Here is a 22,059-nt window from a genome sequence, read left to right on the forward strand (position 1 = left end):
CTCTTAGTTAAAGTTTATTTACTTTGTTTTATTTTTGCTTGTGCTGCTGCAAGTCTTGCGATTGGAACTCTGAAAGGAGAACATGATACATAGTCGATTCCTACAGAATTTAAGAATTCAATTGTATCAGGATCGCCACCATGTTCACCACAAATTCCTACATGAAGATGAGGGTTAGTTTCTCTTCCAAGTTTGAAAGACATTTTTACTAATTTACCAACACCTTTTTGATCCAATTTTGCAAATGGATTAAAGTCGAATATTTTTTTATTTTCATATTCATTTAAGAATTTTCCAGCATCATCTCTTGAAAAACCGAAAGTCATTTGTGTTAAGTCATTTGTACCATAACTAAAGAATTCAGCTTCTGTTGCGATTTCATCAGCAAGTAGGGCAGCTCTTGGAATTTCAATCATTGTTCCAATTTTGTACTTAATGTTTTCATTCAATTCTTTTAAAGTTATTTTGATTTCTTCAACGATTTCTCTTTTTACATATTTTAATTCTTCAAGTTCTCCAACTAATGGAATCATTATTTCAGGAGTAATTGAGATATTCAAATCTTTTTGTGCTTTTATTGCAGCATTTATTATAGCTTTTGCTTGCATTCTATATATTTCAGGATAAGTAACTGCTAGTCTACAACCTCTGTGTCCAAGCATTGGATTTACTTCTTCCAAATCTGTAATTACATCTCTTAGATGAGACTCGTCGATATTCATTTCTTTTGCCAAGTTTTTAATATCTTCGTCTTCATAAGGTAAGAATTCATGTAGAGGTGGATCAAGTAATCTGATTGTTACTGATTTTTCTTTTAATACAGAGTAGATATCATAGAAATCTTTTTCTTGCATTGGTCTGATTTTTTCTAATGCTTCAACTCTTTGTTCAGTATTTTCTGAAAGAATCATTTGTCTTACAACAGGGATTCTATCTTTGTCAAAGAACATATGTTCAGTTCTACAAAGTCCAATTCCTTCTGCTCCAAATTCAACAGCTTGTTTTGCATCTCTAGGGTTATCTGCATTTGCTCTAACTCCTAAAACTTTTATTTCATTTACCCAATCCATAAAGATTTTAAAGTTTCCAGTTAATTGTGGATTTAATTTTTCAATTGCACCTTTGTAAATAATTCCTGTTGTTCCGTCAAGAGAAATTATATCGCCTTCTTTGATAACCTCGTTTTGAGTTTTTATAACTTTTTCAATTTCATCAACTTTAATTTCACTTGCTCCTGCGATACAACATTTACCCATACCTCTTGCAACTACGGCAGCATGAGAAGTCATACCACCTCTTGCAGTCAAGATACCTTCAGCTTCAACCATTCCTTCGATATCTTCCGGTGAAGTTTCTTGACGAACTAAGATTACTTTTTCTCCTGATTTAACTGCATCAACTATATCTTTTGAGTGGAAATAAACTTTACCACTTGCAGCTCCTGGAGAAGCAGCTAGTCCTCTTGCCAAGATAGGAGTATTTTTCATCATTTCAGCATTGAAGATAGGGTGAAGAAGTTGGTCTAAACTCTTTGGTTCAACTCTTAAAATAGCTTCTTCTTTTGAAATTAATCCTTCATTAACTAAATCTACTGCTACATTGATTGCAGCATCTGTAGTTCTTTTTCCGTTTCTTGTTTGTAATAAGTATAATTTACCTTTTTCAATTGTAAATTCCAAGTCTTGCATATCTTTATAATGTTTTTCCAAAGTTTTTGCAATTCTTAAGAATTCATCATAAACTTCAGGCATAATTTCTTTTAGTTTTTCAATTGATTCTGGAGTTCTAATACCTGCAACAACATCTTCGCCTTGTGCATTCATTAAAAATTCTCCGAATAATTTATTTTCTCCTGTACTTGGGTTACGAGAGAAAGCTACACCAGTACCACTTGTGTTACCCATATTACCGAAAACCATAGCTTGAACATTTACAGCAGTTCCAAGTGAATCGTCAATACCATTTAATTTTCTATAAACGATAGCTCTAGGATTCATCCAAGATTTGAAAACTGCTTTAATAGCAATGATTAATTGTTCAATTGGATCTTGTGGGAATTCTTTGCCTGTTTCTTGTTTGAAAATTTTCTTAAATTTTTCAACTAAAATTTTTAAATCTTCAGCAGTTAATTCAGTATCCATTTTTACATTTTTTTCTTCCTTGATTTTATCAAGTTCGTTTTCAAAATAAATTTTTGGAATTTCCATAGCAACATCGCTGAACATTTGGATAAATCTTCTGTAACTATCAAATGCAAATCTTTCATTATTTGTAGAGTTTGCTAGACCGATAACTGATTTATCATTAAGACCTAAGTTAAGAATAGTATCCATCATACCAGGCATTGATATAACGGCACCACTTCTTACAGAAAATAATAGAGGATTTTCTGTGCTTGAAAAACTTTTTTGTAGCTTGTTTTCACAGTCTTTTATGTGAGTTTTAATTTCTTCAATTAGACTTTCAGAAATTTTTTCGTCATTTTTGTAAAAATTATTACAAGCCTCAGTAGTAATAGTAAAACCAAAAGGAACATTTAGTCCAATATTAGTCATTTCGGCAAGGTTGGCACCTTTACCTCCCAATAAAGCTCTCATGTCTTTATTGCCTTCATCAAAATTGTAAACAAATTTGCTCATTTTTTCCTCCAATTACTTATTAATTTTTAATAGATGTTTCAAGATAATGTCAGCTGTTTCTTCTATAGCTTTTGCTGATACATCTATTACAGGACAGCCTATTTTTTTCATTATTCGGCTAGAATATTCAAGTTCTTCAAGTATTCTATTTGAATTTGAATAAATACTATTATCAGGAAGACCTAAAGATTTCAGTCTTTCCTTTCTTATACTTTCCAACTTTTCGGGTGTGTTAGTTAAGCCTATAACTTTTTTGGGCGAAACTTGGAATAATTCTTCAGGTACAGGTGTTTCTGGTACCAGAGGAATATTTGCAACTCTAATATTTTTATTTGCAAGATACATTGACAAAGGAGTCTTAGATGTTCGAGAAATTCCAATTATTACAAGGTCTGCAATCAAAACTCCTCTAGGATCTTTGCCATCATCGTAACGAACTGCAAATTCGATAGAGTCAATTCTTTTAAAATATTCTTCATTCAGCTTTCTAAGAGCACCTGGTGTATTTCCAGGAGTAATATTGCTCACTCTTTGGATAGCTAAAATGGACGCAGAAAGCAAATCTACATTAGTTATAGAATGTAATTCTGAAAACTTTTTAACATAATCCAAAAGTGGAGCATCAACTAAAGAATAAAATAAAATAGAATTTTCAGTTTCTTTACATTTGTTCAGTATCTCAGAAAGATCTGAAAACTCTCTTATATGAGAAAATCTTTTAAGAGCATACTTAATGTTATTAAACTGAGCAAGAGCGGCACGTGCAAGTTGTTCCGCTGTTTCCCCCGTAGAGTCGGAAATTAAAAAAATGTTAAGCATTTATCTTCCTCCTTACTAAATATATTATAAACTTTTAACTAAGGAAATACAAGTTTTTTAAAGATTTTACTTTTAAAATTAAATATGATAAAATTAGATGATATTATTAATTAATAAGCTTAGCAATATACTAATAGTGGTCAGTAAAATGATTATTATGTTTGATTTTATGGTATATATAGGATTATTAATTATATTATCACAAAATGGAGGTGTATTTTTTGATGGAAGATAGCAAAAAAGCAGATTCAGGAAAAAAATTAATTAAAAAATTATGCATATTTTTCGGAGCGCTATTTATATCAATTTATTTATTTGGTGTTATAATATTTTCTTTTATAACTTTACCTAATACTAAAATAAATGGAAATGATGTAAGTTATGTAATGATAGATGATGTTTTTAATAAAGATTGGACAGATGTTTCTATTAAGTTAAATCGTTCTGATGGAAAGAGTGATTTTTTTAAACCTGAAAAGATAAATTACAAGGAAGAATATTCGGCTAATAAAAAGATTTTACAAAATCAATTTGCTTGGCCTTTGGCATTTTTCACAAGTCGTAATTTTAAGTTGGAAGTAAATATTAGTTATGATAATGAAAAGTTTGAAGAGTTTTTAAAAAATACTTTAATTTTAAAAGGTCTAAAGCATCCTGAAGATGCAAAAATTGTCTATAAAGATGGTAAGTATAGCATCCAAGATGAAGTTATGGGAACTTATACAACTAAAGAAAAGTTGAAAGAGGCGATTTTGATTGCCCTTTCTGAAAGAAAAGAGAGTATTGATATGAGTACAATTTCAGAACATCCAAAGCTGAAAAAAAATGATAAATCTTTACAAGATGCTCTTTCAAAATATGAAAAAATTTCAAAATTAAAGTATGAAATTAATATTGGCTCAAATAAAGAAATTTTAGATGGTGAAATTTTAGCAAATATTTTTACATTTGTTGATGGAGAATTGAAACCCGATGAACAAAAGGCGAGAGACTATGTTAGAAGACTTGCAATTAAATATGATACTTTTGGGATGGATAGAAAATTTCAAACTACTGGTAAAGGAGAAATTGTTGTTCCTGGAAAAGATGGAATATACGGTTGGCAGATTGATGTTAACAAGACAAAAGATCTTTTGGTTGAAAAACTGTTGAATTTTGAATCCGATTCTATTGAACCTGTATTTTTACACAAGGGATTGTATTACGATAAAGATGATGATATAGGTAAAACTTATATAGAAATCGACCTAACTAGACAACATATGTGGCTTTACAAAGAAGGAGAACTTATTTTAGAAACAGATATAGTTACTGGAGATGTAAGAAAAAATGCTGAGACACCAGTCGGAGTTATGAAAGTTTGGAGCAGAGAAAAAGATAGAAATCTTAAGGGTTTATCTTCTCATGGTTATGACTATGTTTCTCATGTTGACTATTGGATGCCAATAAATTGGAAAGGTGTAGGAATTCATGATGCAAGTTGGAGAAATGGGAAATTCGGTGGAGATATTTATAAAACATCTGGAAGCCATGGTTGTATAAATACACCATTGGATAAAGTAAAGCAAATTTACGAAAATGTTGAGATAAATACTCCGGTTATAATTTATAAGAGTAATTAAAAATGAATTTAGTTTAGTGATTAAGGCTGATTTTTCAGTTTTAGTTACTAAACTTTTTTTGTGAATTAAATAAAAAATTTCACGTCATAGTATTACACAAAGCAAATCTCCTAACACGTCATATTTACCGAAACGAAGCGAAGCTGAGTGAAATGGGGAGATCTCATAAAGCTTCCTTGTATCAAATTAGATTTTCATAGTCAAAATTATTAATTTTTCAACTGTTGACTTTTTACCTTAATTGTATTATATATAATATAAGAATAAATAGAGGGGAGATTTAGTTATGGATTTACTAATAAAAAAATTGACTAACAGTATTATTCAAATTATAATATTTTCATTAATACCGTTTTTGTGGTGGTTAATCACTTCAAGAAAAAAGATAAATTTCTTTGAATGGATTGGATTTAAAAAAGTAAATAATGTAAAAGAAAATAAACTTTTTACTTGGGTTTTTTCAGTATTAGTTTTATTTTTTATTCTCTCTGTTTTTGTCTTATACTCACTTAATAATGTGAGAGTTGCATATTCTGATTTTACAGGATTAGGAATTAAGGCTTTGCCTTCAATATTAATTTATGCAGTATTTAATACTTCTTTTCCTGAAGAAATACTATTTAGAGGTTTTCTTTTAAAAAGAATTGGAAATAAATTTGGATTTACAGTAGGAAATCTAATCCAAGCACTATTATTTGGTTGTATTCACGGAATTATGTTTTTCTCTGCTGTTGGAATTTTAAAAAGCATTGTAATAACTTTGTTTACAGGAATGATTGGTTGGATAATTGGTTACATAAATGAAAAAAAAGCAAATGGATCAATACTTACAGGTTGGGGAATTCATGCATTTACCAATACTTTTTCAGGAATATGTTATGCTTTTCAATTGATAGCATAATTTTAAGGAGGACTTACTTTAATTATGGAAAATATACAGGATAAAAAATGGTGTGATAATGTCTTATGGATTTGTATAATAAGTTATGCAATTCTATTCATATGTGAAATAATAGGGGCATTACTTACATCTAGATTAGTTAAGGGATTGTTTGCTTCTGGATTAATTAGAGGTAGTGCATATATCTATACATTTCTTATGTATATTCAACCAATTTATGTATGGATTGGAGTTCTTCTTGTACTATTCGTTTTTAAAAATAATCATTATATCATAGATAAAATAACAACTAAGACTAAAGGAAATAACATAGCATATCTATTTTTAGGGCTATTGATAGGATTTATATTAAATGGATTTTGTGCTTTAATTGCTATGATAAATGGAGATTTTATTTTACGATTTAGTCAATTTGAAACATTTCCTTTTATTGGTTTGCTATTTGCTGTTTTTGTTCAATCCTCGGCTGAAGAACTATTATGCAGAGGATTTATGTATCAAAGATTAATGAAATCTACTAATAGTCCTGCTTTTGTTATCATATTTAATTCACTATTCTTTGCTGTTTTGCATTTGTTCAATAGTGGAATGTCTATTTTGCCATTTTACTGTATATTTATTGTTGGAGTTTTCTTTTCAATGCTCGTATATTACTTTGACAGTTTGTGGATGGCAATGGGATTACATGCAATGTGGAATTTTACTCAAAGTATATTATTTGGACTACCAAATAGTGGAACAAATGTTCCGTATTCCATTTTCAAAATAGGTGGCTCAGTAAAAGGAAGTTTCGCTTATGATCCAATATTTGGACTAGAGGGAACAATTTTATCTTGTGTTTTGATGACTATTTGTTGCTTGGTATTATATCTTTGGAAATCAAAGAAAAATAAAGAAGAAACAGTTTTAAATTAACAATTAATAAAGTTTAGCAATTAAGATTAAAAAAATTTCTTAAAAGCTGAACTTTTTTGTTGACTTTTTGTATTATCTGTATTATAATATATAATACAAGGAGATGAGAAAAATGTTTTTTATTGATACTTTGTCGGAAGTTCCTATTTACACTCAGATTTGTAATGGAATTATTAAAGAAATTGCAGAGGGAAATTTAAAAAATGGAGATGAATTACCATCTGTTAGACAGCTTGCAAAAGATTTTGGAATAAATCCTATGACTGTAAATAAGGCTTATGGAATTTTAAAAAGTGAAAATGTAATTGAGATTGACAGACGTGTGGGTTCGATTGTATATGTTAGATGTACAGAAAAAAATATTGAAAACATAAAAGAGAATTTACAAAATTTAATTAATGAGGTTAAGATGAGAAAGCTTGGAAAAGAGTTCTTGCTTCAGCTTATAGAAAGGAGTTTTTAATATGATTTACGATTTTATTTTGATTGGATGTCTATGGATGATTTTTGCTATAAGTTATTTTTCTCAAAAGAAAGGATTTTCTTATAATAATGGGAAAATTTTACTTACTACAATTCCTATAAATGAGGTAGATAGTGAGGAAGTTCAAGAGATTAGAAAAAATGGTTTAAAGAGTTTTAAATTACTTCATTTAGTGTTTTTTATAATTTCATTTTTACCACTACTTACTAAAACTGATATAGAAATTTTGCTTTATATTGGAATAATATTTGCTTATGTAATTTCTCTTGGAGTTTTAGCAAATAAATATATAAAACAAATGAGAAAACTAAAAAAGGAAAAGAACTTTGCAAGTTTTACGAGAAAATATGTAGATTTTACAGTTTCAAAAGAAATAGATAAACAGAAACTTCCAATTTTTTTATGGTTAATTCCTTTGGTGGTTTTTATCGGTGGTTTCTCTATTTTTGGAACTTTTTTCGATATGGAGCTTATTTTGTTTATATGCTTAGCAACAACTTTAATAGCAATGATATTTATGGGACTTTTCTGGAGAAGGTCTAAAATATCAGTTATAAGCGAAAATAAAGAAAAAAATTTATATATAAATAAAATGAAAATTATAAAACTTCAAAATAAAATTTTTACTTTGGTAAATTTTTATTCTGTTTTATTTTTAGTTTTGATATATTTACAAAAAATGTATAAATATTCTTTCCTTCCATTTGTGGGATATATTATTTCTATTACATTTTTTGTAGTTTATATTATATATACCATTAATAAAATTGATATGGAAATAAGTAGTAATATTGAAGATGATAAATTCATTGAGGATCAAGACGAATACTATGATATTTTTGGATATAAAAATCCAAATGACCCAAGACTTTTAGTGCCTGATCCTATGAATACAGGTAATACCGTTATTAATCGTGGAAATAAAAAAGGAAAAATTTTATTTGCCTTCTCGAATATACTTGTAGCATTTGTTATTATAATTGCATTGGCTTTAACTTTTGAAAAAGATTGGAAAGTTGAAATTTCAGATACTGTTAAAATTTCCACAATACTTTATAAAGATAATATAAAACAAAGTGATATTGAGAATTTAGAATTGCTTGATAAATTTCCTGAAAAAAGAGCTATTAGGATGAATGGTGGAGCTACTAAAGAAAAGGCATATGGTAATTTCTCTTTAGAGGGAGAAGGAAATGTTAGGCTTTATGTTTTCAACAAAACAGATAAGGTCATAAAGATAAGCAGAAAAAATGAAAAAACAGTTTATATTAATATGAGAACTAATGAGGAAACTGAACAACTTTATGAAAAATTGAAAAATTTTGTGGATAAATAGGAGGAAATTATGGACTTTTTAAGAGAACATTTTTTAATTTTATTGCCAATTATTATTATAAATATAACATTATTAGTAGTTGCACTAAGACATTGTTTAAAACATCAAAATTATAGATGTGGAAATAGATTGATATGGATTTGTGTGATAATTCTTATTCAAACTATTGGACCTATTTCATATTTTGTATTTGGAAGTGAAGAATAATGAATATTTTAACTGTAAATAGTTTAAGAAAAACTTTTAATGGAAATGATGTTATCAAAGATTTGACTTTTAGTATCAAAGAAAAACAGATTTTTGGATTTCTAGGGAAAAATGGTGCTGGAAAAACAACCACTATGAAAATCATTTTAGGCTTTTTAAAGGCTGATTGTGGAGAAATTTTAGTTTTTGATGAAAAAGTTCATTTTGGAAATACGAAAACAAATAGATTTATTGGATATTTGCCTGATGTTCCGGAATTCTATGATTATATGACTTCAAAAGAATACCTTAATTTATGTGGAGAAATTACGGGATTATCAAAATCAGAAATTAAAGAAAGAACAGAAGAAATGTTAAATTTAGTTGGGTTAAAAGATGAAAATAAGAGAATAGGAAAATTTTCCAGAGGAATGAAGCAACGTCTTGGAATTGCCCAGGCTTTGTTTAATAGACCTAAATTACTAATCTGCGATGAGCCGACTTCAGCTTTAGATCCAATCGGTAGAAAAGAAATTTTGGATATACTATTAAAGATTAAGGAGCATACAACGGTCTTATTCTCAACTCATATCCTACAAGATGTTGAAAGAGTTTGTGATGAGTTTTTGATATTAAATGACGGTGTTAATAGCTTAAATGGAAATATATCCGACATCAAAAATATGGGATTAAAAGATAGAATTTCAGTAGAATTTTTTAATATTGAAGATAGGGATTTATTTTTAAATAAATTTGAAACTAATAATATTAAAGTTGAATTAAATGATTGCTCCGCAATATTTTCTTCTTTTGAAAATTTGAAATATATCGAGAATAGAATATTTAAAACTGTTTTGGATAATGATTTGCTTATTGGTAGCTATAATATAATTAAGCCTTCATTAGAAGATTTATTTATAGAGGTGATAAAATGAAAGTATTTATAGCATTGTTAAAGAAAGAATATCTTGAAAGTATTAGGAATAAAAAATTATTTATAATGTTTTTTATATTTCTATTTCTTGGAATTCTAGGTCCTGTTACAGCGAAAATTTCTCCTGAAATTTTAAAATCATTTTTGGGAGAAGAACTAGCTAAAGGACTTCAAGAGCCTACTTTTATAGATTCATGGGCACAGTTTTTTAAAAATGTAACTCAACTTGGCTTTATATTTATAGCTATAATTTTCAGTAACTATATAGTAAATGAGTTTTCTAAAAAAACATTAGTAAATTTAGTTGCAAAGGGATTACCTAGATTTCAAATTGTAATTTCTAAAATATTTTTTGCATCGATACTTTGGACAGTCTCTTTCATTATTTACTGTTTAATCTTTAATTTATATACAAATTATATATTTAAAGAAAATGTTGAGATATTACTTGCAATAAAAGCATCAATTCCAATTTTGATATTTGGAATATTTTTACTAACATTAGAATGTTTTGCAGGTTTTGTGTTTAGAAATACTATAGGTGCTTTATCAACTTTAGTTATAACTATTGCTTTACAATTTTTAATTGGAATGTATGATAAAATAGCTAAGTTTTTACCAATGTTTCTATTATCAGACAATATTAATGTCATTAAAGAAATTGTGTCATTTACAGATTATAAATATTCGATTTTAACGACAATATTACTTACAATTTTGATGATTTTTACATCAATATTTGTACTAAATAGAAAAGAAATTTAAAAATGCATTGTCATTCGACAATGCATTTTTGCTTTCTTTAAATTATTTTAAAAGTTCTAATATATGTTTTTCAATATCTTTAGGCTCTGTTGTTGGAGCAAATCTTGAAACGACATTTCCATTTTTATCTACAAGAAATTTTGTAAAATTCCATTTAATTTTATTTCCCAAGAGACCGGATTTTTTTGCCTTTAAAAACTTATATAATGGATGAGTATTTTGTCCATTCACTTCTATTTTCTCAAACATAGGAAAAGTTACACCGTAGTTTAAACTACAAAAAGTTTTTATTTCTTCATTAGTTCCAGAATCTTGATTTTTAAATTGATTACAAGGAAATCCTAAAACTACAAAATCTTTATTTTTATGGTCGTCATACAACTTTTGTAATCCTTCGAATTGAGGAGTAAAACCACAACTACTAGCTGTATTTACTATAAGCAAAACTTTGTTTTTAAATTGTTGCATGGAAACTTCGTTTCCGTCAATGTCATTTACTTTAAAATCATAAATATTCATTTCTACCTCCAAAAATATGTATAAGATATATTTATTTTAATACCCTTAAAATAATAATAACAAACATTTAACAGTTTAAATTTTAAAGGATAAATTTTGTTTAGTAATTTATTATTAATCATATTAATAATTTTATGATTTTAAGTTGAAAAATATCGAAAAATAATCTGCTTTTATGAAATGTTTAAAATTAAATGACATAGAAATTTATTTTGATTTTTTAGTATATAAATTGAATAAAATATTTGACTTTTTTATGCTTTTATAGTACAATAATACTCGTATTTTATAGTAAACGATGAAGAGGACGGAGCTTGTGAATTAACTCAGAGAGATAGTGTCTGGTGCAAACTATTTTATGAAGCAAACTCGTATCAACTTGGAGTTTTTTGGTTAATCTCGTTAAAGATTTTTGAGTGATTTAAGATTTTTTTAATCTTAAATAATTTGGGTGGTAACACGGAAAAATTTCGTCCCTAAGATTTTATCTTAGGGCTTTTTTTATAGAAAAAATGGAGGTATATATGGCAAAGTTTAGAGAACTTTCAAAAGAATCCGTTAAGGATAGAGAAATGAAAATATCTGAATATTGGAATGAGATAGATTTGTTGCATGAATCTGTAAATGCAAGAGAGGGACAAAAAAATTATATATTTTTTGATGGTCCTCCAACAGCAAATGGTAAACCCGGTATTCACCATGTTATAAGTCGTACTTTAAAGGATATGACTTGTAGATATAAAACTATGAAAGGTTTTAAAGTAAAGAGAAAAGCAGGTTGGGATACTCATGGACTACCTGTTGAAATTGAAGTTGAAAAGAAATTAGGACTTACAAGTAAAAAAGATATTGAAAATTATGGAGTAGAAAAATTCTGTAAGGAATGTAGAGAATCAGTTTTCGTTTATGAAAGTAAATGGAGAGAAATGTCTGAAAGAATGGCTTTCTTGGCAGATATGAACAATCCTTATATCACTCTTGACAACAATTATATTGAATCTGTTTGGAATCTTTTGGATGAGATTTTCAAAAAAGGTTTAATGTATGAAGGAGCAAAAATTTTACCATATTGTCCACGTTGTGGAACAGGGCTTGCATCTCACGAAGTGGCTCAAGGTTATGAAATGATTAAGACTACAACAGTTTATGCAAAATTTAAGAAGAAAGATGAAGATGCTTATTTTATTGCTTGGACAACAACACCTTGGACTCTTCCTTCAAATGTTGCCTTGACTGTTAATCCTAATGTAACTTATGTAAAGGTAAAATATAAAGATGAAGTTTTCTATTTAGCTGAAAATCTAGCCACTAAAGTTTTAGGTGAAGATTATGAAGTTGTTGAAAAATTCTTAGGAAAAGATATGGAATATTGGGAATATGAACAACTTATTCCTGAAATTGAAACAAAACAAAAAGCCTTTTTTGTAACTCTTGCTGATTATGTAACAGTAGAAGACGGTACTGGTATTGTTCATACTGCTCCAGCCTTTGGAGAAGATGACTATCAAACAGGAAGAAGATACAATCTTCCTTTGATTAATCCTGTTAATGAAGAAGGAAAATTCAGCACTACAAGATATGAAGGTAGACCAGTTATGGAATGTGACGCTGATATTATCACATATCTTTTTGAAAATAATAAGGCATTGAAAAAACAAAAGGTTGAACATAATTATCCACATTGTTGGAGATGTCATACACCTTTAATTTATTATTCAAAGCCATCTTGGTATATTGAAGTTACTAAATATAAAGATAAATTAATTGAAAATGCAAAGGCTGTAAATTTCTATCCTGATTTTGTTGGGGAAAAGAGATTTGGAAACTGGCTTGAAAACTTAAATGACTGGGCAATCAGCCGTTCAAGATATTGGGGAACTCCTTTCAATGTTTGGAAATGTGATTGTGGTCATTGCACAAGTGTAGGCTCAAGAAAAGAATTGGCTGAAAGAAGTATTGAAGAAATTGACGAAAATATAGAATTACACAGACCATATGTAGATAATGTTCATTTGAAATGTGAAAAATGTGGTGGCACAATGACAAGAGAAAAAGACGTTATTGACGTTTGGTTTGACTCTGGATCGATGCCTTTTGCACAACATCATTATCCTTTTGAAAACAAGGAAAACTTTGGAGAATTATTTCCTGCAGATTTCATTAGTGAAGGAATTGACCAAACTCGTGGATGGTTCTATTCATTACTTGCAATTTCAACATTAATAACTGGAAAATCTCCATATAAAAATGTTTTGGTAAATGATTTAATTTTGGATAAAGACGGCAAGAAAATGAGTAAATCTCGTGGGAATACAATTGATCCGATAGAATTATTTGATAAATACGGAGCAGACGCGGTGAGATTTTATTCACTTTATGTTTCACCACCTTGGATTCCAACTAGATTTGACGTTGAAGGTTTAAGAGAAATAGAAAGTAAATTCTTTAGATCTTACAAGAATACTTACAATTTCTTCCAACTTTATTCTGGAACTGATGAGATAGATCCAAGAGAGTTTTTTGTAGATTATGATAAGAGACCTGAAATAGACAGATGGATATTGTCACGTTTCAATAATCTTTTGAAAATGTATAGTGAAAATATGGATAAATTTGAAGTTACAAAGGTTGTTCGTGCAATTTCCGATTTTGTAATTGAAGATTTATCAAATTGGTATATCAGAAGAAATAGAAGAAGATTTTGGAATACAGAAGTTGATGACGATAAAAAAGCTGTTTACAATACAACTTATGAAATTTTACTTGGAATTTCAAAGATTATTGCTCCAATAACTCCTTTTGTTGCAGAAGAAATGTATCATAATTTAACTGACAAAAAAAGTGTTCATTTAGATTTCATTCCAGAATGTGATGAAAGTCTAATTGATGAAGCGTTGGAAGAAAAAATGGAAATTGTTAGAAATCTTGTAACAATAGGTCGTGCAAGTCGTGAAAAAGTTAAGATTAAAGTTAGACAACCACTTTCTGAAATAGTTGTTGATTTTGCTTTAAAAGAAAAAATAGGCGACTTGGAAGAATTGATTATGGAAGAACTTAATGTTAAAAATGTTGTATTCGAAAAAGATTTATCAGGATTTATGAACTATATGTTAAAACCGGATTTTAAAGTTTGTGGTAAAATTTTAGGAGCTAAAATTAAAGAATTTGGAAAATTCTTAAATGAAACAAATCCAAAAGAATTTATAGAAAAACTTGAAAAAGGTTCCGTATTTGTAAATCTAAATGGAGAAGAAACTGAAATCTTAAAAGAATATGTTGACGTAAAAGTTAGTGCAAAAGAAGGCTTTGACGTTACAATGGAAAATAATCTTTTCGTAATTTTAGATACAACTTTAACTGACGAATTGCTAGACGAAGGTTTTGCAAGAGAAGTAATTTCAAAGATACAACAAATGAGAAAATCCGCTGATTTTGATGTTCTTGATGAAATTAGAATAAAATGTGCTTGTTCAGAAAGATTGAAAAAAGCGGTTGAAAACTACAAACAATTTATAATGAAAGAAACTTTAGGTGTTGAATTGGCTTTTGTTGACAATTTGGATACGGAAGAAGTTGATTTCAACGGAGAAGTTGGAAAATTATTTGTAGAAAGAGTTTAATAAAAAACATTGAAAAACAACGGGTAAAAATCCGTTGTTTTTTTGTACTAAAATATGGCATAGAAAAAGCACAGAAATTCTGTGCTTCAGAGCATAGACAAACTATAACTTTTGTCTGTGCTTTTTTTATGTATTTTTGTTTTTATTAAATTATTTGACTATAGTCTAATTATTATACTACTTATTTTCTTTTTCTCCGTTAAAAAAGTGTCAACAATTGCTCATTGACACTTTGTCATCAGTCTGAAGCACAGAAATTCTGTGCTTTAATTAAAATCTTTTATAATCTTATAAGTTTTCTCTAAATAGAGGCATACTCATACATCTTGGACCTCCACGTCCTCTAGACAATTCACCTGAATCAATCTTATGAAGTTTTACTCCTTTTTCTTCAAGTAATTGATTTGTAATAGTATTTCTATCATAAACGATAGCTTCTCTAGGTGCGATAGCTAAAGTATTATATCCGTCAGACCATTGTTCTCTATGCGTATCTAAAAGTCCACCTTTTCCTTCGCGGATAAAGTCAATTTTATCAACATGTAGATATTTTTTCAATACAACTTCTATATCAGTTGATTCAGCTTCAACTTTTACTTTTCCACCAACTAATTTTAGTGAATAAATTTCTAATGTCTTTTCAATTTCAGGGTGTAGAGTGAATAAATCTCTATCAACTGAAGTTAAAACAGTATCAAGATGCATAAAAGCTCTGTTGTTTGGAATTACCAAAGCTAGTACGGTTTTTACTCCATTTTCATCTTCAAGAAGCCTTTTTGCAATAGTTTCAATAGCCATTGGTGTTGAACGTTGAGAAACACCGATGGCAACAACATCTTCAGATAAAACTAAAATATCTCCGCCTTCAATTGAAGGAATATCTGTTCTATCATACCATTTTTTAATTCCTTTAAATTCTTTATGATGTTCAAATATTTGTTTTCCAAAAAGAGTTTCTCTTCTTCTTGTAACGGACCACATTGTATGAAGACTTACTCCGTCTTTAATGAATGAAAAAGGATCTCTTGTGAAGTACAAATTAGGAAGTGGTTTTGAAATGAAAAAATCATTCTTTGAAATAAGTTCGCTTAAAGTTGAAGGTTCTTTCAAATCTACTTCGTTCTTTCTAACACCTTCCATCATTTTTAAAACTAATTCTTTATTCTCTTTGATGGAAAATAAATATTCTTTTAATGATCTTTTTTCATTTTCTACATGAACATCCGCATTATCTAAAAATTCTTCAATAAAAGCAGTTCTTATACCATCATCATAAAGACTTTCAGCACACAAATCTTCAAGATAGAACACTTCACATCCATTTTGTCTAAAAATGTTTGCAAACATATCATGTTCTTTTTGTGCATTATCCAAAAAAGGAATTTCATCAAAAAGAAGTTCATCAAGTAAATAAGGCGTTAAGTTTAAAAGTTCTTTATGAGGTCTGTGAAGCAAAACTGATTTTAATTTTCCAATTTCAGAATTTACATTAATTTTCATAGCTCCCTCCTTAAACTTACTAGCTATATTATAACAAATAAAATATCTAAAGACAATACATTTTTATAGATATATTGACAGATATAAACACGAAGTTTTACTTTCTTCACATTGTATTTTTTGATAAATTTCAGGAATAAATCAAATATATTTTTTGCAAATAAAAGTAAATTTTTTTGCATGAAAACAATTAGCAAAGTAATTCCCCAAACACGTCATCTCGACCGGAGTTGAGCATAGCGAAACGAAGCGAAGCTGAGTGTAGCGAATCTAGCTCTAACTTAGATTATTTACTTGTAAAGAGAATTAACTAATTCACGTCAAAATACTTAGCATAGTAAAGCTCCTTACACGTCATCTCGACCAAAGTGAAACGGAGTGGAGAGATCTCATACTTTTGCTTTAGCAAAAGTAAATGTATCGAAGATACATAAAAAATATTTTAGAATTTCTTTCAGAAATACTATTGCTTGTAAATAATCTATAGTAGGTCTGACGCAAAGATTGTCCAAATCTTGATTTGGATACAATCGACTATGGAGATCTCATACTTTTGTTTACAAGTAAACAAAAGTAAAATGTGTCATAGACACATTTCTACTCACAAAAAAACTGACTACTACTGCAGTCAGTTGTTAATTCGTGTATGTGATTTTTCTTTATTAAATTTTTTATCTATATGTTTTTTTAATTCTTGTAGCTAAGACTAAAAGTGCAACAAATGTAATTCCCATTTGAATTAAATTTGGAACTGATCTTGAAATAACATAGTACCAAAATCCTTTACCTCTTGTTACAGACAACCAAAAGCTGTCTAAAAATATTGTAACACCAAAAGAAAGAATACAAATAAGTGCAACTTTTAAAGTTATAGAAAGTTTACTTTCTTTTTCAATGTTTTTTCCAAGTATAAGTCCTGGGAAAAATCCCATTATCATATTTGTAAACATATATCCCGGAAAATACATTCCAGGGGAACCTAAAGTCATAAAATAAATCAATGGATCAGAGGCACCACCGATTATAGTTCCAAGTGTAGGTCCTAATAATATACCAGAGAATAGCATTGGTATAAATCTAAGTGTTATTCTTCCACTTCTAGGTGGGAATAAATAAATATTTTGATAAGACAAAATAACTGTTAAAGCTATCATAAGCCCTGCGATAGCTAATTGTGTGGTTGTAAACCTATTTTTTTTCATTTTTCTCCTTTCAAAAATCAATGCCAACAGTGGATGCGAAAACTAACCACGAGAAATCTCTTCGTTTACAAGCAACATCCCATCTTGTAACACTTAATGCAAGTTTCCTACTCTGCCTAAAAAATAGGCTACTATTGGTATCACACGAATACAAAATTATTTTATAAGATTTTTAAAATAAAGTCAAGAATTAACTTTAAAAAGATAAAAAAATTTTTTCTTATTTTTTCTGTGATAATTTGTAAATTTTGAGTATTTATGGTAAAATATTAAACGTGAGAAAATATATATTTTAGATAGAGGTGAGTTATGGGATTTTTAAGTAATATTTTTAATTCTTCCACAAAAAGAGTTAAAAAGATAAATCCAATCGTAGATAAAATAATGTCTTACGAAGAAAAATATTCAAAATTAACAGATGATGAACTTAGAAATAATACAGAAATATTTAAAACTAGATTAGCAAATGGAGAAACTTTAGATGATATTTTACCTGAAGCTTTTGCAACAGTTAGAGAAGCTGCTCACAGAGTTTTAGGTATGAAACATTATAGAGTACAGTTAATCGGTGGGGTTGTTCTTCATGAAGGAAGAATTGCCGAAATGAAAACAGGTGAAGGAAAAACTTTGGTTGCGACTTTACCTTCATATTTAAATGCTCTTACAGGCAAGGGTGTTCATATAGTAACAGTAAATGATTACCTTGCAAAGAGAGATAAAGAGTGGATGGGTAAAATCCACGAATTTTTAGGCTTAAAAGTAGGTTGTATTTTGCATGGACTTTCAAATGATGAAAGACGTGAAAATTATAGTTGTGATATAACTTATGGAACAAACTCAGAATTCGGTTTCGACTACCTAAGAGATAATATGGTTGTTTACAAAGAAGAACTAGTTCAAAGAGGACTTAATTATGCTATCGTCGACGAAGTTGACTCCATCTTAATCGATGAAGCTAGAACTCCACTTATTATTTCAGGTGAAGGAGACCAATCAACTGATTTATATGCACTTGCAGATAGATTTGTAAAAAGTTTAGAAGGAAGAATTGCAGATCCAAGTGAAGAAAATGAAGATTTTTACAATAGAGAACTTAGAGAAGAAACTGTTGATTTTGTAGTTAATGAAAAACACAAAACTGCAAACTTAACTGAAATCGGTACTGATAAGGCTGAAGAATTCTTTGGACTTGTAAATCTTTCAGACCCAGTTAATATGGAAGTAGCACATCATATAAACCAAGCATTAAAAGCGAACAACACAATGCAAAGAGATGTTGATTATGTTGTAAGTGAAGATGGAGAAATCCTAATCGTAGATGAATTTACTGGACGTATTATGGAAGGTAGAAGATATAGTGAAGGGCTACACCAAGCTATTGAAGCCAAAGAAGGTGTTGAAATCAAGTCTGAATCTAGAACTCTTGCAACAATTACTTACCAAAATTACTTCAGAATGTATGAAAAACTTTCTGGTATGACAGGAACAGCAAAGACTGAAGAAGATGAATTTAATGAAATTTATCATATGGATGTTATTGAAATTCCTACAAACAGACCGGTTATAAGAATAGATCATCATGATAGAGTTTATCTAACTGAAGAAGCAAAATTTAAAGCAATTGTTGAAGAAATTGAAAGAATTCACGAAACGGGACAACCTGTACTTGTTGGTACAATCTCAATTGAAATTTCTGAATTATTAAGTGCAATGCTTAAGAAAAAAAGAATAGAACATGATGTATTGAATGCCAAATTCCATGCAAGAGAAGCCGAAATAGTAGCTCAAGCAGGGGTTTATGGTAAGGTAACAATTGCAACAAACATGGCAGGCCGTGGTACCGACATTCTTTTAGGTGGTAATCCTGACTTTATGGCTAAACATGAAATGAAGAAAAAGGGAACACCTCAATATGTTATAGATAATTTAGATGCTTTCTGGGAAACTGATGATGAAGAAATTTTAACAGCTAGAGAAGAGTTTAAAAAATTATATGAAAAATATAAAGCTCAAACTGATGAAAATGCTAAAAAAGTTATTGAAGCAGGCGGACTTTTCATCGTTGGTACTGAAAGACATGAATCAAGACGTATCGATAATCAGTTAAGAGGACGTTCTGGTCGTCAAGGAGACCCTGGTGAATCAAGATTTTTCGTTTCTCTTTCTGATAACCTAATGCGTCTATTCGGTGGAGAAGCTATTCAAAGATTTGCTATGAATAGAAATTATGATCCAGATGAAGTATTGGAATTTAAGTCTGTTACAAGAGGAATAGAAAGATCTCAAGAAAGAGTTGAAGCTAATAACTTTGGTATCAGAAAGAATGTATTAAAATACGATGACGTTATGAATGTTCAAAGAAACGTAATTTATAAAGAAAGACGTGCGGTTCTTGACGGCGAAGATATGAAAGATACCATTCAAGAAATGTTGATTGAATTCATAGATTCAACTGTTGAACAATATTCTAATGGAAAAAATATTGAATTAAATGATTTGAAGTTGGAAATTGAAAATGCATACTTACCTCACAATCTTTTGAATTTTGAAGAAATGAAAGGATTAAGTAAAGAGGCATTAAAAGGCTATATAATAGATGTTTCTCAAAGATTCTATGCTGAAAAAGAAGAACAAATCGGCGAAGAACAAATGAGAGAAATCGAAAGAGTAATTATGCTTATGGTTGTTGACAGAAAATGGATGGATCATATAGATGCTATGGATCAATTAAGACAAGGTATAGGCATAAGATCTTATGGGCAACAAGACCCTGTAAGAGCATATGGAGCGGAAGGCTTTGAAATGTTTAACGAAATGAACGAATCAATCAAAGCAGATGTTCTAAAGGGATTATTCAACATCCAACCTGCCGGAGCTGAAATCGAAAGAGAAAGAGCTGCAGTAGAAGTTTCAACAAATGTTCAAGACGAACAAACTACTTATGTTAAAGGAAAAGAAGTTGGAAGAAATGATCCATGCCCTTGTGGAAGTGGTAAAAAATATAAAAAATGTTGTGGAAGAAATAAATAGATAAGTTAGGGGAAAGAGTGAAGTTATTTCGCTCTTTTCTGCTAATAGAAAGGTAATATATGGGAAGAAGAAAGAAAAAATATATAGAGGGAATAATTGAAAAAGTCAATTATCCAAATATGTCCGAATTTACTTTTGAAGATAAGAAAGTAAATTTTAAAGGTGGAATTGAAGGACAAAAAGTTTCTGTAGTCGTTGGAAGAAAAAGAGAAAAACATATGGAATCTAAACTTTTGGAAATCTTAGAAAAAAGTCCGCTTGAAACTAATCCAACTTGTCCAAACTATTTGGAATGTGGAGGTTGTAGCTATCAAAGTGTTCCTTATGAATATGAACTTAAACTAAAACAAAGACAGATAAAGGAACTTTTTGAAGATGTGTATTCAGAAGAACCTGAAATATTTGAAAGCCCTTTAAAAACAGCATATAGAAACAAAATGGAATACACTTTTGCAGATATGTATAAAGACAGTCCAATAATGCTTGGAATGCATAAGAAGAATAGATTTTACGAAGTTATAGATACGAAAGAATGTAATTTAGTACATAGAGATTTTGAAATAATAAGAAATGCAATTATCGACTTTGTAAGAGAAAAAAATCTTCCATTTGTAAAAAAGAGAACTCACGAAGGGCTGTTAAGACATTTAATCATTCGTTATGCATTGACAACTGGTGAAATAATGGTGAATATCGTAACAACAACACAAAGTGAATTTGATAGAAAGAGTTTTGTAGATATGCTTTTAGGATTGAAACTAGAGGGAAATATAAAATCTATCGTGCATACTGAAAATGACTCACTTGCAGATGCAGTTGTTCCGGAAAAAATAAATATAATTTTTGGAAAAGAATACATAACAGAAAAAATATTTGATTTGGAATTTAAAGTAACACCATTTTCATTTTTCCAACCAAATGTATTCGGAGCAATAAATCTATACTCAAAAGCAATTGAACTCTGTGGAGACATAGAAAACAAAGTAGTCTTTGACCTATATTCAGGAACTGGAACAATAGGACAAATTGTAGCAAGAAAAGCAAAAGCAGTCTATGGAATTGAAATTGTAGAAGAGGCAGTCGAAAGTGCAAACAAATCAGCCAAAGAAAACGGACTAACAAATTGCACCTTCATAGCTGGAGATGTGCTAGAAGAAATTGAAAACAGAAAAGAAATGGTAGATGTAATCATCGTAGATCCACCAAGAGATGGAATAAACCAAAAAGCATTGGAAAAAATAATCTCCTGTGGTGCAAAAACAATGGTCTACATTTCCTGCAATCCAAAAACACAAAAAAGAGACGTTCAAATTCTACTTGAAAATGGCTACAAACTAAAAACATTAAAAATCTTTAATCAATTCCCAAGAACAGTCCATTGCGAGAGTATCGTGTTGCTTTCCAAACTTGATTGAAGAAGGTACATTAGTATAGAGATTCCAATTGATGAGACGGACTTAACAAGTGTGGAGAGTAAGGCTACTTATAAACAAATTCAAAATTATGTTTTGGAAAAGTATAGATTTAAGGTGACTACACTGTATATTGCACAGGTTAAGAGAAAATTCGATTTAAAAGTTAGGGAAT

General features: G+C 29.3%; 17 protein-coding genes and 1 riboswitch. Of the genes, 12 read left to right on the forward strand and 5 right to left on the reverse strand.

Features of this window, described 5'->3' with window-relative positions; translation table 11 throughout:
- Window positions 1–14 precede the first annotated feature (14 nt).
- Both ppdK and VJI93_RS04115 read right to left on the reverse strand, forming a co-directional pair.
- Entirely contained in the window at window positions 15–2,639 is a 2,625-nt protein-coding gene (ppdK, locus tag VJI93_RS04110) for a pyruvate, phosphate dikinase (protein ID WP_323999679.1), read from the reverse strand.
- 12 nt (window positions 2,640–2,651) lie between these two features.
- The gene (locus VJI93_RS04115) at window positions 2,652–3,458 is read right to left on the reverse strand and encodes a pyruvate, water dikinase regulatory protein (RefSeq protein WP_323999680.1); all 807 of its coding nucleotides are present in this window, start codon (window positions 3,456–3,458) and stop codon (window positions 2,652–2,654) included.
- A 97-nt stretch (window positions 3,459–3,555) separates the two neighbouring features.
- Between VJI93_RS04115 and VJI93_RS04120 the strand changes: the two genes are divergently transcribed.
- The 9 genes from VJI93_RS04120 (at window position 3,556) to VJI93_RS04160 (ending at window position 10,601) form a co-directional block, all read left to right on the forward strand.
- Entirely contained in the window at window positions 3,556–3,693 is a 138-nt protein-coding gene (locus tag VJI93_RS04120; RefSeq protein ID WP_324009211.1) for a hypothetical protein, read from the forward strand.
- Window positions 3,683–5,080 (forward strand): L,D-transpeptidase family protein, encoded by a 1,398-nt coding sequence (locus VJI93_RS04125; protein ID WP_323999681.1) that lies wholly within the window; start codon window positions 3,683–3,685, stop codon window positions 5,078–5,080. The genes VJI93_RS04120 and VJI93_RS04125 overlap by 11 nt, the downstream gene beginning before the upstream one ends.
- 286 nt (window positions 5,081–5,366) lie before the next feature.
- Window positions 5,367–5,981, forward strand: a complete 615-nt coding sequence (locus VJI93_RS04130) for a CPBP family intramembrane glutamic endopeptidase (protein WP_323999682.1) — start codon at window positions 5,367–5,369, stop codon at window positions 5,979–5,981.
- Between the two features lie 24 nt (window positions 5,982–6,005).
- On the forward strand, window positions 6,006–6,896 hold the full coding sequence (locus VJI93_RS04135; RefSeq protein WP_323999683.1) for a CPBP family intramembrane glutamic endopeptidase: 891 nt from the start codon (window positions 6,006–6,008) through the stop codon (window positions 6,894–6,896).
- Window positions 6,897–7,008: 112 nt separating this feature from the next.
- Window positions 7,009–7,359 (forward strand): GntR family transcriptional regulator, encoded by a 351-nt coding sequence (locus VJI93_RS04140; RefSeq protein ID WP_323999684.1) that lies wholly within the window; start codon window positions 7,009–7,011, stop codon window positions 7,357–7,359.
- 1 nt (window position 7,360) lies between these two features.
- Complete coding sequence (locus VJI93_RS04145; RefSeq protein WP_323999685.1) at window positions 7,361–8,716, forward strand: PH domain-containing protein; 1,356 nt, start codon at window positions 7,361–7,363, stop codon at window positions 8,714–8,716.
- A gap of 9 nt (window positions 8,717–8,725) precedes the next feature.
- Window positions 8,726–8,923, forward strand: a complete 198-nt coding sequence (locus tag VJI93_RS04150) for a PLD nuclease N-terminal domain-containing protein (RefSeq protein WP_009448946.1) — start codon at window positions 8,726–8,728, stop codon at window positions 8,921–8,923.
- A complete protein-coding gene (locus VJI93_RS04155) occupies window positions 8,923–9,837 on the forward strand; it encodes an ABC transporter ATP-binding protein (protein ID WP_323999686.1) in 915 nt (304 codons plus the stop codon). The genes VJI93_RS04150 and VJI93_RS04155 overlap by 1 nt, the downstream gene beginning before the upstream one ends.
- Window positions 9,834–10,601 (forward strand): hypothetical protein, encoded by a 768-nt coding sequence (locus tag VJI93_RS04160; protein ID WP_323999687.1) that lies wholly within the window; start codon window positions 9,834–9,836, stop codon window positions 10,599–10,601. Before VJI93_RS04155 ends, VJI93_RS04160 begins: the two co-directional genes overlap by 4 nt.
- Before the next feature lie 42 nt (window positions 10,602–10,643).
- Here VJI93_RS04160 and VJI93_RS04165 read toward each other — a convergent pair whose 3' ends face one another.
- On the reverse strand, window positions 10,644–11,120 hold the full coding sequence (locus VJI93_RS04165) for a glutathione peroxidase (RefSeq protein WP_323999688.1): 477 nt from the start codon (window positions 11,118–11,120) through the stop codon (window positions 10,644–10,646).
- 524 nt (window positions 11,121–11,644) lie between these two features.
- On the opposite strand from VJI93_RS04165, the gene ileS reads away from it, so the two are divergent.
- Window positions 11,645–14,740 (forward strand): isoleucine--tRNA ligase, encoded by a 3,096-nt coding sequence (ileS, locus tag VJI93_RS04170; RefSeq protein WP_323999689.1) that lies wholly within the window; start codon window positions 11,645–11,647, stop codon window positions 14,738–14,740.
- 288 nt (window positions 14,741–15,028) lie between these two features.
- Here the strand turns inward: ileS and VJI93_RS04175 are convergent, their stop codons facing one another.
- Complete coding sequence (locus VJI93_RS04175; protein WP_323999690.1) at window positions 15,029–16,240, reverse strand: arginine deiminase; 1,212 nt, start codon at window positions 16,238–16,240, stop codon at window positions 15,029–15,031.
- Window positions 16,241–16,911: 671 nt separating this feature from the next.
- A complete protein-coding gene (locus tag VJI93_RS04180) occupies window positions 16,912–17,442 on the reverse strand; it encodes a folate family ECF transporter S component (protein WP_323999691.1) in 531 nt (176 codons plus the stop codon).
- Between the two features lie 25 nt (window positions 17,443–17,467).
- A riboswitch (THF riboswitch) is annotated at window positions 17,468–17,559 on the reverse strand.
- 192 nt (window positions 17,560–17,751) lie between these two features.
- Between VJI93_RS04180 and secA the strand changes: the two genes are divergently transcribed.
- Both secA and rlmD read left to right on the forward strand, forming a co-directional pair.
- Entirely contained in the window at window positions 17,752–20,472 is a 2,721-nt protein-coding gene (gene secA, locus VJI93_RS04185; RefSeq protein ID WP_323999692.1) for a preprotein translocase subunit SecA, read from the forward strand.
- A gap of 59 nt (window positions 20,473–20,531) precedes the next feature.
- Complete coding sequence (rlmD, locus tag VJI93_RS04190; protein WP_323999693.1) at window positions 20,532–21,887, forward strand: 23S rRNA (uracil(1939)-C(5))-methyltransferase RlmD; 1,356 nt, start codon at window positions 20,532–20,534, stop codon at window positions 21,885–21,887.
- The last annotated feature ends 172 nt before the right edge of the window (window positions 21,888–22,059 follow it).

Source organism: Parvimonas sp. M20 (assembly GCF_035282425.1).
Classification (GTDB): domain Bacteria; phylum Bacillota; class Clostridia; order Tissierellales; family Peptoniphilaceae; genus Parvimonas.

Bases quoted from the DNA above. Each gene is read 5' to 3' on its own strand.
- ppdK (WP_323999679.1), bottom strand. From the start codon at position 2,639: ATGAGCAAATTTGTTTACAATTTTGATGAAGGCAATAAAGACATGAGA.
- VJI93_RS04115 (WP_323999680.1), bottom strand. From the start codon at position 3,458: ATGCTTAACATTTTTTTAATTTCCGACTCTACGGGGGAAACAGCGGAA.
- VJI93_RS04120 (WP_324009211.1), top strand. From the start codon at position 3,556: ATGATATTATTAATTAATAAGCTTAGCAATATACTAATAGTGGTCAGT.
- VJI93_RS04125 (WP_323999681.1), top strand. From the start codon at position 3,683: ATGGAAGATAGCAAAAAAGCAGATTCAGGAAAAAAATTAATTAAAAAA.
- VJI93_RS04130 (WP_323999682.1), top strand. From the start codon at position 5,367: ATGGATTTACTAATAAAAAAATTGACTAACAGTATTATTCAAATTATA.
- VJI93_RS04135 (WP_323999683.1), top strand. From the start codon at position 6,006: ATGGAAAATATACAGGATAAAAAATGGTGTGATAATGTCTTATGGATT.
- VJI93_RS04140 (WP_323999684.1), top strand. From the start codon at position 7,009: ATGTTTTTTATTGATACTTTGTCGGAAGTTCCTATTTACACTCAGATT.
- VJI93_RS04145 (WP_323999685.1), top strand. From the start codon at position 7,361: ATGATTTACGATTTTATTTTGATTGGATGTCTATGGATGATTTTTGCT.
- VJI93_RS04150 (WP_009448946.1), top strand. From the start codon at position 8,726: ATGGACTTTTTAAGAGAACATTTTTTAATTTTATTGCCAATTATTATT.
- VJI93_RS04155 (WP_323999686.1), top strand. From the start codon at position 8,923: ATGAATATTTTAACTGTAAATAGTTTAAGAAAAACTTTTAATGGAAAT.
- VJI93_RS04160 (WP_323999687.1), top strand. From the start codon at position 9,834: ATGAAAGTATTTATAGCATTGTTAAAGAAAGAATATCTTGAAAGTATT.
- VJI93_RS04165 (WP_323999688.1), bottom strand. From the start codon at position 11,120: ATGAATATTTATGATTTTAAAGTAAATGACATTGACGGAAACGAAGTT.
- ileS (WP_323999689.1), top strand. From the start codon at position 11,645: ATGGCAAAGTTTAGAGAACTTTCAAAAGAATCCGTTAAGGATAGAGAA.
- VJI93_RS04175 (WP_323999690.1), bottom strand. From the start codon at position 16,240: ATGAAAATTAATGTAAATTCTGAAATTGGAAAATTAAAATCAGTTTTG.
- VJI93_RS04180 (WP_323999691.1), bottom strand. From the start codon at position 17,442: ATGAAAAAAAATAGGTTTACAACCACACAATTAGCTATCGCAGGGCTT.
- secA (WP_323999692.1), top strand. From the start codon at position 17,752: ATGGGATTTTTAAGTAATATTTTTAATTCTTCCACAAAAAGAGTTAAA.
- rlmD (WP_323999693.1), top strand. From the start codon at position 20,532: ATGGGAAGAAGAAAGAAAAAATATATAGAGGGAATAATTGAAAAAGTC.